Raw genomic sequence first — 14,152 nt, 5'->3', positions numbered from 1 at the left:
TAGGTGTTGTTAGGCACTTTTATTGGTTTTTCTCAATTCTACTATTTTATCTGGATTTACTTTCCAGCATCCATTTACAAGCCTCATTTCAATCCCGAAAGGCCAGCCCTGCGCAATGATTTTTATTCTATCACCATCTTCAGATATTGGAATCCGTTTTATTGGTTGATTTGAGGAAATCTCATTCAGCTTAGCTGCTACATCTTTTGGATATGAATCTGACCAGAGAATTTCAGCTCCATTACATTCAGTAATTAATGATTCGATAGTCTCCTTGTCTCCGGTTAACAATGCTTGGTCAAACGCTCTAAATATTCTTTCGGCTTCTCCTTCTTCAACCAAGGAGTTTTTCATTACGTGTTGAAATAATTCTTCATCAGTCATTGTTTTTTTCAGAGTAATGAATTCAATGATTGTCTTTTCCATTAAAGAGATAGCCTCATCATCATCTTTCGTAGATTCTTTGATAACATAAGTCCAAACATAATTTGTTGGAAAGGAGTTTTTTAAGCAAACAAATTGGTCGAAAGTTCTATCACTTATTGGAGTAGTATTTCCCGATGAATATCCCATTATGAATGCAGCAATCTCATTGAAAGTACCTCCAAGCGTAAACATCCTGGGCCGCTTACATATGTGCTCAATAAATTCTTTGAATGTCGGTTTCTTATCCATTTTTTCAATTGTGCCTAACGGTGAGTGTATGCGTAGTGGCGGATTTCGTAGCTCCTCATTATCAAACCGAGATGGCGTTAATGCGTGCCACAAACCTATAAATTTAGCACTTTTCCCGCCATTACGTATGACACATTGTTAGCTGCTGCCTTTAATGCCATTTATATCATTTAATGTATCATAAAACATTTGTTTATAGTGTTCCGTAATGGAAGGTTTCAAGATTGATTTATTAAAGTGTAGCCCCCATAATTTAAAAGCTAAACTTGCTACACCCCACAAATTATCCAGTTCGTTAAGATTCATCTTTTCTATTAAACTAACCAATCTTTGGTCAGGGTCTGGGTGCCTATCTCCACCTTGTAAGGTCTTATCTACAAATATTAATGAACTTAATCCAACAATAATTCCAAATTTATAGGTTGTTGAACGCTCTGTTTCAAAGTGAGTAGCCATTTTATCAAAAGCAAATTCGTCAGCAGTTAGTTCATCCTGTTTTGATTCAGTATCTGAAGGGTAGTAATCTAAATGTCCAAAATACTGATGTCCAAACTCATGAAGTAATATAAATGTCATTGCTGCACAGTATACACCACTTGTTCTCTCAATGTAGAATTGTTCAAATTCATGGTATTTCTCAGGATTTGGCAAGTTGTAAAAAGGTGCTTTGTCATAAGTTTCAAATAATGAAATAGCTCGACCAAATAATTCCATTGCACGTCTTACAAAAGGATTACTCATATCCAACTCTCCCTTATAGACACCGTTCAGTGATGGTTTTTGAATTCCTTCGTCAAACACAACAAACATTGCATATGAACAACACCATAAAAACTGATTAAAGTTCTCATAAATCTCTATGCCTGTTCGTTTATCTATTTGAGCTATTTCTCTAATAGGTTTTTGTTCAAGGTGCAACTGGATTCTTTCTCTCAAATCATTAGAATCTACCTCAAAGTCAAATTCATCTTTAAAGTCTGGGGTAACATTTAAAAACCAATCCATGTAATTATGATTTAATACTCGGACGGGCAAATAACCTCTATGGTGCAAAGGATTGTATCTGTCAAATTGTTGCATAGTTAATAGTCTCTCTAAATATTTAGGTTTAAATCAGTAGATTCCAGTTTTGCAATTAAAAAGTCACCAATAATCGATGGATTATCTTTTCTAATTGCTACTAATGTTGTTGTATCAAATAGCCCCATATCTTCCTTTTTACTATTTCTTAATCGAAGTTTTCGACGTAAGCCAAATAGTAAAAATCCCTTGTGTTCAATTTCATTTATGATTTCATTGAACTCAACACCAAGTTTTGAAACTTGCATAAATTCCATATCAGATAAAATATCTCCATAATCTCTTAACTCTCCTAAAAATCCACCAACTAGCTCTGCCTCTTCTGCAGTATGAAGCTCATCATGGTCAAATTGAAACATATGAGCCCCATTAATTAAATCAACAACTTGTTTCCCAGTTTTAATACGTGATAAACTTTTTATATTGTATTTATCATTCGTAAAAGCTAGTACGTCTTTTTCAAGAGTGGTTTTTACCCAAGTTTCATGTATGTTCTTTATCTGTTTAAGTTTCTCAGGTGTATAAATATCCGTTAACTCGTCAATCCTTTTATGGTCATTTGCGCATAACAATAATAAATTATCATAGTGGTCAAAATCACTATCACATTTTAACTCTCCTCTTGGTCCATCCTTTTTTGATGATATAATGTGACATTCTTCCCCAATAATCAAATCATCATGCATTGAATCAGAATCCTGTATCAGCTCTATCCTGCATAAACAACATCGGTTTCCAGATTTTGCCCATAATGTTTTTCGTGTTTTATTACTGATACTCATCTTTAAATTTGTTTCATTTTATTGTATGTTGCTCTTCTTCTCAGGTTGCAGCTAACTTATTTATATATTCTTTTTTGTTGTGCTTATATTACAAAATCAAGTGTATAAATACACTTTTAAGTTTTTTAATATCTGCTTTATGAAAAATAAAAGGAACAGCTAGGGGGACTACTCTTTTTCAGTTTTTCGAGGGTTGAATATACAAAATATGGTATAAATACAATTGTGGTTTTCCGTAAAACAAAACGTTTTTTATCTCTCATTCAAAGTCATCAACTCTTAGCTCCAAAAAAGCAACATTTATTCCTAAAAAAAATACGTTTAGGGATAAACCCTGAGGAAAATCACTGTTGAAATTTTATTTTTAATACCAATCTCAATACATAAAAATAAAAACTAACAACCAATGACGAAACCTTTGAATGAAAAGTCATCATCATGCTGGAGCTGTGATGGTGACATTACTATTGTTACACAACGTCTAAAAGAGATGTTTGTAGAAATGGGACAAAAAACTCGAATTGAAAACGGACAACAACCTGCAGAAAGAGCTGTTTTTAGAAAACAACACGGTATTGCTTACGGTAAATTTATCATCGATAAAAATATCGACGAAAAGTTTAAAATTGGAATCTTTGCGGGTACAAACTACGATTGTGCTGTTCGTTTTTCTAGCGACACTACTCCTACTGGTCCTGATTTACATTCTACTTTAGGTGTAGGATTAAAACTCTTTGGCGTAGAAGGACCAAAACTCTTAGAGAATAGTGGTACCAATGCCGATTTTATTTTCCAAAACATCGATCGTTTTTTTGCCAGAGATGCACAACAAATGTGTAGTTTTACTACGGCTGGTGTAATTGATGGAGATTATACGCCCTACATTGCAGAACATCCAGAATTGGCAGAAATTCTTAAGGCTATGACTAAAGAAGAAGCCAGTGTGCTAAGTGCTAGTTACTGGGCAATTCTTCCTTTTAAATTAGGAGAATCTCAAATTGTAAAATACCGTTTGGTTCCAGAAGACACTTATGAAGGTACTCCTTTTGACGATAATAATTATTTAGCGCTCGATTTACAGCAACGCTTGTTACAAAACTCCTCAAGCTTCCGTTTTGAAATTCAATTACGAACTAATCCGGAAACTATGCCGTTAGACGATGCGCAAGTGGTTTGGAGTACAGAAGAAAGTCCATACATTCCTATTGCCACACTGTACTTACCAAAGCAAGACGTAACAAGTATTGGTCAAGCAGAATTTGGAAGTAATTTGGCTTTTAATATCTGGCGTACCTTACCAGTACACGAACCTTTAGGTTCTATTGCCAAAGTGCGAAGAGAAGTATACAAAGCAAGCGCTCAAACTAGACATCAAGCCAATGGGCAACCTAACACAGAGCCTAAAGGATTGAATCCTCAATTTGAACCCAATACCGATGAAAAAGATACCTGTATTGTAAAAGCAGCTATCTACCCTCCTATTGGTGTAATGCGTGTAGGAAATAGCAAAGACGAATATTTTATTGGTCCGTTAATTGATACTCCTATTCCACAATCAGATCCGTATGCCTATAGAGACGAAACTGGAGCTATTAAACGACAAGCAGCACAATTTAGAATTTATGGATTGAATGCTGCTGGAAGAGCTGTAAAAGAGCTTACTCTAGAAAATGCAGACATTACATGGCACGCACATTTAGCCAATCAAAAATCTTCTTGGTATCAGTTTAATATTGCTTTAGACATTCCAGAAGCCAAAGAATATCCGCCATCAATGCTTCGTAATATAAACGTTCCCAATCGAAATGATTTATTAATTGACGGAGGAAAACATTCTGTAAACGAACCTAATGTAACCGAAGGAAAAGTATTTGAAGGAACTTTTATGTCTGAATCGGTATACCTAGGAGAAATGCGTACAGATGACAAAGGACGTTTGGTAATGTTAGGTGGACATGGAAAATCGAAAAATATTGACGGCGATATTGCCATTACTTTTGCTAACAACGAAGGTTGGTACGACGATATTTCTGACGGTCCTGTAACGGCTAAAGTTACTTTTGAAGGAACAGAATTAGATGTGGATCCTGCTTGGGTAATCTGTGCGCCGCCAGATTACGCGCCAATGCAGAAATCGGTACGTACCATGTGGGATTTAATGCGCGATGTGGCTGTAAAAGCAGGAATGTTAGTACGTCCTACGCGTCCGTCATTTACCAAAGATATTTTACCTATTTTTCAACGTATGACAGATTTACAATGGGTAAATGCTGGATTTGCTGGTGCTTTTGGTTTTAATGGTCAGTTTAATTATACCACAAATGAATGGATTAAACGTTTAGGAAATCCTTCTCCTGCCTATATGGAAATGCGTAGAACTTTATCTAATAACTTCCGTAGAATTGATGTTCCTGGAGCAGAAGCGCCACAATTATGGCCTTGGTTGTATGGAGATGCTATTGATTTAGCCAATCCAAACTCAAAACGTCAGCATGCTACTTTATCAGATTTACAATTAGAGTTTTTAGATCAATGGGTAGAAGGAGATTTTGATGCAGATTATGTAGACATGACAGGATGTCCTCATATTCCTAAAATACCAACCTTAGATGAATTGCCTATTGAAGAACAACCAGATATGATGACCAAAGCTGCTATGGAATTTTGTTTGGCAGATGCGTTTCATCCTGGATGTGAAATGACGTGGCCAATGCGTTCTTCTGGAATGTACATGTCTGCTTTTCGTATAAAACACGCACCAAAAACACCACCTGCAAATACAGTGTATTACGGTCCAATTATGAATATGAGTGTGTTAGAACTCTCTAGAGGTCCATTACTTGGCGGACAAGTTGCTGGTGGAATTACACGTTGGATGGCAATTCCTTGGCAAACAGATACGGCAAGTTGTAGAGATGGTTATACAAGTTCGTACGATCCGTATTTACCAACCTTCTGGCCAGCTAGAGTTCCTAATAATGTGTTAAATGAAGAACGTTACGAACAAGCTATTGATCCTAATTTAGCAGAAGAAACTAGAATTCAAGCCTTTCATTATAGAGCAGATTGGTTAGACGATTTACCATTAGATGGAAAACCTGCCACATATACCAATCAAATTAATAGTATGGTAGACTATTTTGATAAACTTGCCATTGTACAACCACAAACAGGTGTGCCTAACGATCCTAATTTACCAGCAGAAATGCAAGTAGGAATGACACCTACTCCAGCGCAAGAAGCAGCTTTACTAACTGCTACTTTACAGGAATTACGTTCTGAGTTGAATAGTAATAATAAGTTACGTCAAGGCACAAAAGAAATATTGCATACAGCTGTTGAGAAGCTATCACATGAAAACTTACTGAATGAAGAATTCTTATTAGAAAGTGCTCAAAGTGAATTGGTAACACTTATAAAAGATGAAGTAACGGACGATTTTGATGCGACTCCGAATGTAGTACAAGTTAGAAATTTGTTAGCTTCTAAACTTCATAACATTAACAAGTCTAAATCACTTCAGGAAAGTGCTCCTAAAAAAGCCGAAGTAGGAATTCCAGAAAAAATGTCTCGTTTCTCTGGATACACTCCTAAGTAATTCTGAAGCAGTATTTATGTTGCATACAACAAAAACAGATATATTAATTATAGGTGGCGGCATTGCAGGTTGCATTGCTGCCATTTCTTTAGCAGAACATTTTTCTGTAACTCTGGTAGATAAATTAGTAACTCCTGTAGATCGTGTAGGAGAATCACTTGCTCCTGCTGCCCAACGTATTTTGAAGAAGTTAGGTATTCTAGATGCATTATCTAAAACCGATATACAAGAACTCTTTCAAGAGAATACAGGAATGCAATCGTATTGGGGAAGCGATCGAGTACAATTTGTAGATCATTTGCGAAACCCTGATGGCTGTTCATTAAGTCTCAATAGAAAAAAGTTTGCATCATATCTTAGAGAGTTTTCAAAAAAGAAAGGCGTTTCTTGTTTATGGGGCTATAAACTATACCAAAGTAATTTTCTAGATAAAACATGGCATGTTTCTTTTGTTTCTGATACTTCAAAAGAGCGAAAGGAAACCACAATCAAAGCAAAATTTGTAATAGATGCTACGGGAAGAAATAGTCATTTTGCTCGTGCTATTGGAATTCAACGTACACATTTCGATAAGTTAATGTCTTGTTGGATTAGTTTTCCAAATACTTCTGTAAATACTATGAGTACCATTGTTGCTGAACAATTTGGTTGGTGGTATAGTGCTGTAATTCCTGAACAAAAAAGAGTACTTTCATTTCAAACAGATTCCGATCTTCTAGAGCGTAGTAATTTTAAAAGCTTATCAAACTTTTTAGCATTAGTACAAAAGAGTCCTATTATACAACAGCTTATATCAAATACGGATATGAACGATATTACTTTTCACGGAACGGTAAGTGCCAATTCTACACGTTTAGAAAAAGTAGCTGGTGAACAATGGATTGCTATAGGTGATGCTGCCATCAGTTTTGATCCGTTATCTTCTCAAGGAATGTTTAACGCGATGGCTACTGCAATACAAGCAAGTGAACTTTTACAATCTGTAAACTTTATAAGGGAAGAATCTTCTGAAAAAACAACTTTATTTGTAAAAACCTATACAAATCAAATTGAAACTATTTGGTCGCATTATTTAAAGCATAGAACTCTTTTTTATGGTGCTGAATCTCGATGGAAAGAGGATTCGTTTTGGAAAAGAAGAAGAGTATAGGTTGTTTATATTAATTAGCTTCCTTTCTTTTTCTTGATAAAAAGAAACAAAAATCAAGACTTACAATAAATATTTAAGAAAATACTACGGAACCTTCCACTGATGAAAAGAACTCGCTAAGGCTCAAACAGCTTTTCATCTTCCCTCCATCGCTGCTTCCTTGATTTTCAAAATATTTATAGATAGGTCATTCACTTATTAATAACTTGGTCTATTATTCTGGTAATAATCTACTACGAATAAGCCTAGTAACAGAATTGTATATATAATTTCTTCGAACATTTTAGTTTTATTTATATCATAAAAATCAAAAAATTAACAACTCAAAAGCTAAAAAATGTCATGAGTACACGCTTTTTAGTTACGAAAAAGCATTTTTACGTAGTAAGTGCTTCTAAAATTCTAGTACATTTGCATCCCTTTTTTTATATTTAAATAAAAATTATGAACGCACACGAAGAATATATGAGTGAAGCTGTAAAAGCAGCTTTAAAAGGAATGGCAAATAATGAAGGAGGACCTTTTGGTTGCATTATTGTAAAAGACGGTGAAATTGTTGGTCGTGGTAATAATAAAGTTACCTCTACAAACGATCCTACAGCGCATGCAGAAGTTACAGCTATTAGAGATGCTTGTAAAAATTTAGGTTCATTTCAATTAGATGGTTGTATTGTGTATACCTCTTGTGAACCTTGCCCTATGTGTTTAGGTGCTATTTACTGGGCTCGTCCAGATAAAGTATACTATGGAAGTAATCAAGTAGATGCTGCCAATATTGGTTTTGATGATGAGTTTATTTACAAAGAAATTCCATTACCATACGAAAAACGCAGTATTCCTTTCGAGCAAGTTGGAAGAGATATCGCTTTAGAGCCATTTCAAAAATGGTCTGAAAAAGATGATAAAATAGAATATTAATTCTTTAACAAGCGCATAACGAGATTTCATAATAGTTATGCGTTTTTGTTTTATACATAAACTACTAATTTCCCATGATTGTATTAGAAAATGATCAAATGCAAATTGCATTAAAAACTTCAGGTGCAGAACTTACACGTATCTACCATAAAGGAACTAAGATTGATTATTTATGGAGAATCGATGAACGTTTTTGGAATCGTTATGCTCCTGTTTTATTTCCTATTGTAGGACGTCTTAAAGACAATACGTACACTTTTGAAGATACATCCTATACATTTTCGCAACATGGATTTGCTAGGAATAACGAGTTTTCAATTGTTTCTCAGAGTGACACAGCAATTACTTTTGAACTTACAGATACTCCAGAAACGCTGGTTAATTATCCTTTTAAATTTTCGCTTCGTATTAGTTATAAACTAGAGAATGATCGTTTACAGGTTAGTTATAACGTAGTTAATCAAGACACGAAAAACATTTTCTTTTGTATTGGTGGGCACCCTGGATTTACTTGTCCGCTTACACCAAATACAACTTTTTCTGATTACTTTATTGAATTTGAAACAGAAGAAACTCCTCAACAACATTTACTCAATACTGAAAAGGGATTGCGATATAAAAAAACCGAAACTAAAGCATTAGGCAAAACAATTCCATTGAATTATGATTTGTTTACTAATGATGCTTTGATCTATGAAGGTTTAAAGTCTAAAAAAATAAAACTTAAATCACACAAACATTCCCATGGTATTAGTTTTGAGTTTGATGCTTGGCAGTTTTTTGCTTTTTGGACAAAAAAAGATGCTCCTTTTATTTGTTTTGAACCATGGATGGGAGCTGCTGATCTAGAAAATACCAATCAAGAGTTTGTAACGAAAGACGGTATTATACAATTAGCAATTGGAGATACTTATACAAATGGATATGCAATTCAGTTTTTTTAAGTTGTATTAGGCATGTAACTTTTCTCAATAAAACCATATTTATCTTTTGAGCTAAGAGCCAAAATATTATTTATTTTCTGTTGGTTCATTAAAATGTATTTACAACTACTATATAATCAAATAGTGACTTGTTATGATGAGAACCTGAATCAAGTTCAGGTTGACGATTTACTATAAATATCGTTCTTGTATAACCTCAACGTGATGTTTTTGATGTCCTGCAATAACAGCTCCTAAAGCACGTACAGAGATTTTATTACCAGACCCCTTCCCTATTTTTAAAAGATCTTCTTGCCTAAAACTTTTAAATAATTGAATGGTTCCTTGTCTTACGAATTCCATTTCTGTTAGTAAAGTTTTGTAATCTCTCTCATTTGCATGGGAAGCTACAGCAAATGCATCTTGGTCGAATCCTGGTAAATCTGTTTTATCGTTTCTGGCAAAACACAAAGCTCTATAACAAAACACCCGTTCAGAATCTATTAAATGTTGAATGATCTCTTTAATCGTCCATTTTCCTGCTGCATACGCAAACTCTTCTTTTTCTACAGGGATATTCTCCAGAACAGAATTAAAAAAATTTTGTGTGGCTTCTAAGTTCTCTACAATAGATTTTTCTTCGTTAATTTTTGTTATAAAATGTTTGAAATAAGGCACGTATTCTGTAGACGGAATCATTAGTTTAGTTAGTTTAAGTACTAAACGAAGTTAGTTAATTTCCTAAAACTAAAATCACGATTCCAGAAATTCCTAAAAACAAACACAAAGGTGCATAATATCGTGTATCGTTTATTCCAAATATTGTGTCCTTTATTTTCTTGAAAAAACCTACGTATTTAAAATCGCCAATTGCTCTAACAATAAAAATTATTGAGAAAAACATAAGTCCGTACTTTTTTAGAAACTGAGGCAAAAAAGTAAGCTCATACACTTTTGCTCCTTGCAGGTATGTGATTCCCATTAATAAAAGTACTAAGGCTACTAATAGTGTTATAAAAGTAGGCGGATGTAATGCTTTTGTTTTGTTGTCTTTCGTAGGAATTACCTTATCGACTCCATACGTTCCTCCAAATGCCCAATAAAAATGAAACAATGCTATAATCAGTAATATAAAGCTGCTTGCGAGACCTAAAAAAAATACCATATCAATTCGTCTTTTTAATGTAAGTTTGTTTTATTCAAAGTTAAATAGGATATATGACAACCGTATTGATAAATATCAAGGAATTGATTCAAGTAAGAGATACTCATATTCAAAAAGTATCTGGAAAAGACATGGCTACATTACCAACTATTAAAAATGCCTTTTTAGTTATTGAAAATGATCGAATTATGGGCTACGGAAGTATGGATAATATTCCTTCCTTTTCTTCTGTAAAAACAATCGATTGTACTGGTAAGATGGTATTTCCAACTTGGTGCGACAGTCATACACATATTGTATATGCTGGTAACCGTGAGCAGGAATTTGTAGATCGAATTAATGGTCTTACCTATGAAGAAATTGCTAATCGTGGTGGTGGAATTTTAAATTCTGCTAAAAAATTACAAGAAACTTCTGAAGATGAACTATATCAGCAATCTCGTAAACGCTTAGAAGAAATACAACAATTAGGTACGGGAGCTGTAGAGATTAAATCTGGTTATGGTTTAACTGTAGCAGCTGAGTTGAAGATTCTTCGTGTAATTAAGCGTTTACAAGAAAACTATCATATTCCTATTAAAGCAACATTTTTAGGTGCACATGCATTTCCTAAAGCCTATAAAGAAAATCAAGAAGCATATATCAATCTTGTAATTGAAGAAATGCTTCCAAAAGTAGCTGAGGAGCGTCTTGCTGATTTTGTAGATGTGTTTTGTGAGACAGGTTATTTTTCTGTAGCACAAACAGAACGTATTATGGAAGCAGCTAAGCAATATGGACTGCAACCAAAAATTCATGTCAATCAATTTACAAGTATTGGAGGTTTACAAGCTAGCGTGCAACATGGTGCATTATCTGTAGATCATTTAGAAATAATGAAACCTGAAGATATTGAAGCTTTAAAAGGATCGGAAACAATGCCTGTAGCATTACCTTCTTGTTCTTATTTTTTAAGTATTCCATATACACCAGCAAGAGAACTTATAGAAGCTGGATTACCTGTAGCGTTGGCTACTGATTTTAATCCTGGGTCTACTCCATCTGGAAATATGAATTTTGTAGTAGCAACAGCTTGTATCAAAATGAAAATGACTCCAGAAGAAGCTATCAATGCAGCAACTATTAACGGCGCATATGCCATGAATTTGTCAAACGAAGTAGGTTCTATTACTAAAGGAAAAAAAGCTAATTTCTTTATTACTAAAGAGATTCCTTCGTATGGATTTTTACCATACAGTTTTGGAAGTAATGTAATCGATTCAGTATTTATTAACGGAAAACAGATTTAATATGTTACATGTTTTTTCAGAAGAAAACATTACTGAGTTCATTAGTCTTAGAAATGGCGAACGTAAACTTGGAGAAAGTGTATCTGTTATCACAAATATTGAGACTAGCTTAGAAACACTACAAAACAACAACGCTAAGTTTGTTATTTTAGGCGTTCCTGAAGATATTGGTGTTCAAATGAATTATGGGAATCCTGGAGCACATACTGCTTTTATTCCTGCTTTAAAAACGCTTTTAAATACACAGGAAAATCAATTTATTAATGGAAGTGATATTCTTGTTCTAGGCTATTTGGATTATCTAAAAGAGCGAACTAATTTTAAGGCTTCCGATAGAGCAAACGGTGATGAATTAGTTAAAGGGATAGACACTGAACTTTCAAAATGGATAACTGCTATTATTAATGCTGGCAAAACTCCTATTGTTATTGGAGGTGGTCATAATAACGCATACGGAAATTTAAAAGGGCTTTCTGAAGCTACAAAAGATGCTATAAATGTAGTGAATATAGATGCACATACAGATTTACGTAAATTAGAAGAACGCCATAGTGGTAATGGTTTTTCATATGCTTTAGAACATGGCTTTTTAGATCGTTATTTTATGTTTGGTTTGCATGAGAATTATACGCCACAGTATATTTTTGATATGATGCACAGTCATGCTAACTTAAAATACGTTTTATTTGAAGATATTGCTGTTTATAAAACCACTTCTTTTGACGATGAACTAAACAAAGCTCTAGATTTTATTGATAAAAAGCCTTTTGGTATTGAAATAGATTTGGATTGTATTCAGTACTTTCCTAGTAGCGCTATGACTCCGAGTGGTTTTACTCCAGAGGAAGTAAGACGTTTTACTCATGTTTTGGCTAAGAATAAGAACGTAAGTTATATTCATATTTGTGAAGGTGCTCCTGCTGTTATGAACGATGCCAATGCTATAAAACAGGTAGGAAAGTTTATCAGTTATCTTATTACTGATTTTATAAAAGCATATAACAAACAAAATTCTAAATAAATAACTTGATATAAAAGAATCAATAAATCATTATTTTACGTCATTACGAAGCCTGAAAGGCTGAAGTAATCTTAACTTAATGTAAAAGATTGCCACAAAAACTCCATTTTATTTCGTTTTCTCGCAATGACCACCTTTATTGATACTAACATGTTTAAAGATTATTACAGCGTTTGAAAAAAAAGGGATACATCTTAATTTTAATTGTCATTGCTCAGTTCTTTTGCACATCTTTATGGTTTGCTGGAAATGGAGTTATGAAAGATCTTATTCTGGTATTCCAACTAAAAAATGATGCTTCAGCCAATCTAACATCAGCTGTACAGTTAGGTTTTATAATTGGCACATTAAGTTTTGCTTTACTGAGCATTGCAGATCGTTTTTCTCCTTCTAAAGTTTTCTTTGTATGTGCAATTTTAGCTGCATTTTTTAACCTTGGTATTTCCTGGCAAGGGAATTCGTTAGTTTCATTACTGCTATTGCGTTTTTCAACAGGTTTTTTCTTAGCTGGGATTTACCCCGTTGGAATGAAAATCGCAGCAGATCATTTTGATAAAGAACTAGGAAAATCGTTAGGCTATTTAGTAGGTGCTTTGGTTCTAGGAACAGCTTTTCCTCATTTCTTAGCATTGTTTACTACAAGTTTGCCTTGGAAACTGGTTATTTATGTGACAACTATACTTGCCATTATAGGTGGTTTATTGATCTTTTTATTTGTACCTGATGGACCTTATAGAAAAAAGAGTCTTGGTTTTAAACTCTCATCATCGATACATGTTTTTAAGAATTGGAATTTTAGAGCTGCTGCTTTTGGCTATTTTGGACATATGTGGGAACTCTATACCTTCTGGACTTTTGTTCCGCTTATCTTAACTACGTATCAAAAAATTAACCGAAATGTTTCTTACTCCATTTCACTGTGGGCATTTATTATTATCGCTACAGGAAGTATTGCTTGTATTGTTGGCGGCTATTTATCTTTAAAATGGGGAGCAAAAAAAGTCGCTACTTATGCATTAGCTATTTCTGGAATTTGCTGTTTGCTATCGCCTATTTCTTTTCTTTTAAATAAAAGTTTGTTTATCGTTTTCTTACTTATATGGGGATTTACTGTTATTATGGATTCTCCTTTATTTTCAACATTAGTAGCTAAAAATGCTGATCCCAAAATTAAAGGTACTGCATTGACTATTGTAAATTCAATTGGTTTTGCTTTAACAATCGTTAGCATACAAACCTTACACTTGCTTCATACGTATATCAATTTTACCTATTTATTTGTCATACTTGCTGTAGGTCCAATTTTAGGATTATGGGCACTCTATCATAAGAAAGCTACTCACTAGAGAATTAAAACAAAGATTCAGGATGAAAGATTCTTCACATTTGTTCAGAATGACAAATAGTAAACGATGTTATGGAAATGGATAAACATTTTCTTTTTACGTCATTACGAGCGAAATACAATGAAGCGAAGTAATCTATTATTAGATATAAAGATTCCTTCAGTTGTTTCACTTCTTCGGAATGACGTAATTTTATATCACTTTC

Annotated in this window: 12 protein-coding genes; 7 read left to right on the top strand and 5 right to left on the bottom strand. The window is 33.9% G+C overall.

Translation table 11 applies throughout. The annotated features are described in order from the left end of the window. Positions 1 to 9: 9 nt before the first annotated feature. From ACKTTC_RS02475 to ACKTTC_RS02465, 3 genes are all read right to left on the bottom strand, one after another. The gene (locus tag ACKTTC_RS02475) at positions 10 to 675 is read right to left on the bottom strand and encodes a hypothetical protein (RefSeq protein WP_408037971.1); all 666 of its coding nucleotides are present in this window, start codon (positions 673 to 675) and stop codon (positions 10 to 12) included. Between the two features lie 138 nt (positions 676 to 813). Continuing rightward, positions 814 to 1,680 (bottom strand): phage exclusion protein Lit family protein, encoded by an 867-nt coding sequence (locus ACKTTC_RS02470; protein ID WP_408037970.1) that lies wholly within the window; start codon positions 1,678 to 1,680, stop codon positions 814 to 816. Between the two features lie 89 nt (positions 1,681 to 1,769). After that, complete coding sequence (locus ACKTTC_RS02465; RefSeq protein WP_408037968.1) at positions 1,770 to 2,537, bottom strand: HNH endonuclease; 768 nt, start codon at positions 2,535 to 2,537, stop codon at positions 1,770 to 1,772. A 406-nt stretch (positions 2,538 to 2,943) separates the two neighbouring features. Between ACKTTC_RS02465 and ACKTTC_RS02460 the strand changes: the two genes are divergently transcribed. From ACKTTC_RS02460 to ACKTTC_RS02445, 4 genes are all read left to right on the top strand, one after another. Then, the gene (locus ACKTTC_RS02460; RefSeq protein ID WP_408037966.1) at positions 2,944 to 6,135 is read left to right on the top strand and encodes a LodA/GoxA family CTQ-dependent oxidase; all 3,192 of its coding nucleotides are present in this window, start codon (positions 2,944 to 2,946) and stop codon (positions 6,133 to 6,135) included. Between the two features lie 16 nt (positions 6,136 to 6,151). Beyond that, a complete protein-coding gene (locus tag ACKTTC_RS02455) occupies positions 6,152 to 7,285 on the top strand; it encodes a tryptophan 7-halogenase (RefSeq protein WP_408037964.1) in 1,134 nt (377 codons plus the stop codon). 444 nt (positions 7,286 to 7,729) lie between these two features. Beyond that, positions 7,730 to 8,203 (top strand): nucleoside deaminase, encoded by a 474-nt coding sequence (locus ACKTTC_RS02450; protein ID WP_408037962.1) that lies wholly within the window; start codon positions 7,730 to 7,732, stop codon positions 8,201 to 8,203. A gap of 74 nt (positions 8,204 to 8,277) precedes the next feature. Further along, a complete protein-coding gene (locus ACKTTC_RS02445; RefSeq protein WP_408037960.1) occupies positions 8,278 to 9,147 on the top strand; it encodes an aldose 1-epimerase family protein in 870 nt (289 codons plus the stop codon). A 171-nt stretch (positions 9,148 to 9,318) separates the two neighbouring features. Here the strand turns inward: ACKTTC_RS02445 and ACKTTC_RS02440 are convergent, their stop codons facing one another. Both ACKTTC_RS02440 and ACKTTC_RS02435 read right to left on the bottom strand, forming a co-directional pair. Beyond that, positions 9,319 to 9,825 carry a DinB family protein gene (locus ACKTTC_RS02440; protein ID WP_408037958.1) on the bottom strand — a complete coding sequence of 169 codons (507 nt, stop codon included), beginning with the start codon at positions 9,823 to 9,825 and terminating at the stop codon, positions 9,319 to 9,321. 34 nt (positions 9,826 to 9,859) lie between these two features. Further along, positions 9,860 to 10,291 (bottom strand): DUF3995 domain-containing protein, encoded by a 432-nt coding sequence (locus tag ACKTTC_RS02435; RefSeq protein ID WP_408037956.1) that lies wholly within the window; start codon positions 10,289 to 10,291, stop codon positions 9,860 to 9,862. A gap of 53 nt (positions 10,292 to 10,344) precedes the next feature. Between ACKTTC_RS02435 and hutI the strand changes: the two genes are divergently transcribed. From hutI to ACKTTC_RS02420, 3 genes are all read left to right on the top strand, one after another. Then, positions 10,345 to 11,580 (top strand): imidazolonepropionase, encoded by a 1,236-nt coding sequence (gene hutI / locus ACKTTC_RS02430; RefSeq protein WP_408037954.1) that lies wholly within the window; start codon positions 10,345 to 10,347, stop codon positions 11,578 to 11,580. A gap of 1 nt (position 11,581) precedes the next feature. Further along, positions 11,582 to 12,601 (top strand): formimidoylglutamase, encoded by a 1,020-nt coding sequence (locus tag ACKTTC_RS02425; RefSeq protein ID WP_408037952.1) that lies wholly within the window; start codon positions 11,582 to 11,584, stop codon positions 12,599 to 12,601. Positions 12,602 to 12,774: 173 nt separating this feature from the next. Then, positions 12,775 to 13,947, top strand: coding sequence for an MFS transporter (locus tag ACKTTC_RS02420; protein ID WP_408037950.1), 1,173 nt, complete (start codon positions 12,775 to 12,777; stop codon positions 13,945 to 13,947). The last annotated feature ends 205 nt before the right edge of the window (positions 13,948 to 14,152 follow it).

Source organism: Tenacibaculum amylolyticum (assembly GCF_964511145.1).
GTDB lineage: Bacteria > Bacteroidota > Bacteroidia > Flavobacteriales > Flavobacteriaceae > Polaribacter > Polaribacter amylolyticum.
Note: the sequence above shows the minus strand (reverse complement) of the source record. Positions and strands in the feature narration are given on the sequence as shown.

Excerpts from the sequence above, each read along its gene's own strand:
- ACKTTC_RS02435 (WP_408037956.1), bottom strand. The coding sequence starts at position 10,291 with ATGGTATTTTTTTTAGGTCTCGCAAGCAGCTTTATATTACTGATTATA.
- ACKTTC_RS02450 (WP_408037962.1), top strand. The coding sequence starts at position 7,730 with ATGAACGCACACGAAGAATATATGAGTGAAGCTGTAAAAGCAGCTTTA.
- ACKTTC_RS02460 (WP_408037966.1), top strand. The coding sequence starts at position 2,944 with ATGACGAAACCTTTGAATGAAAAGTCATCATCATGCTGGAGCTGTGAT.
- ACKTTC_RS02465 (WP_408037968.1), bottom strand. The coding sequence starts at position 2,537 with ATGAGTATCAGTAATAAAACACGAAAAACATTATGGGCAAAATCTGGA.
- ACKTTC_RS02455 (WP_408037964.1), top strand. The coding sequence starts at position 6,152 with ATGTTGCATACAACAAAAACAGATATATTAATTATAGGTGGCGGCATT.
- ACKTTC_RS02475 (WP_408037971.1), bottom strand. The coding sequence starts at position 675 with ATGGATAAGAAACCGACATTCAAAGAATTTATTGAGCACATATGTAAG.
- ACKTTC_RS02445 (WP_408037960.1), top strand. The coding sequence starts at position 8,278 with ATGATTGTATTAGAAAATGATCAAATGCAAATTGCATTAAAAACTTCA.
- hutI (WP_408037954.1), top strand. The coding sequence starts at position 10,345 with ATGACAACCGTATTGATAAATATCAAGGAATTGATTCAAGTAAGAGAT.
- ACKTTC_RS02440 (WP_408037958.1), bottom strand. The coding sequence starts at position 9,825 with ATGATTCCGTCTACAGAATACGTGCCTTATTTCAAACATTTTATAACA.
- ACKTTC_RS02470 (WP_408037970.1), bottom strand. The coding sequence starts at position 1,680 with ATGGATTGGTTTTTAAATGTTACCCCAGACTTTAAAGATGAATTTGAC.
- ACKTTC_RS02425 (WP_408037952.1), top strand. The coding sequence starts at position 11,582 with ATGTTACATGTTTTTTCAGAAGAAAACATTACTGAGTTCATTAGTCTT.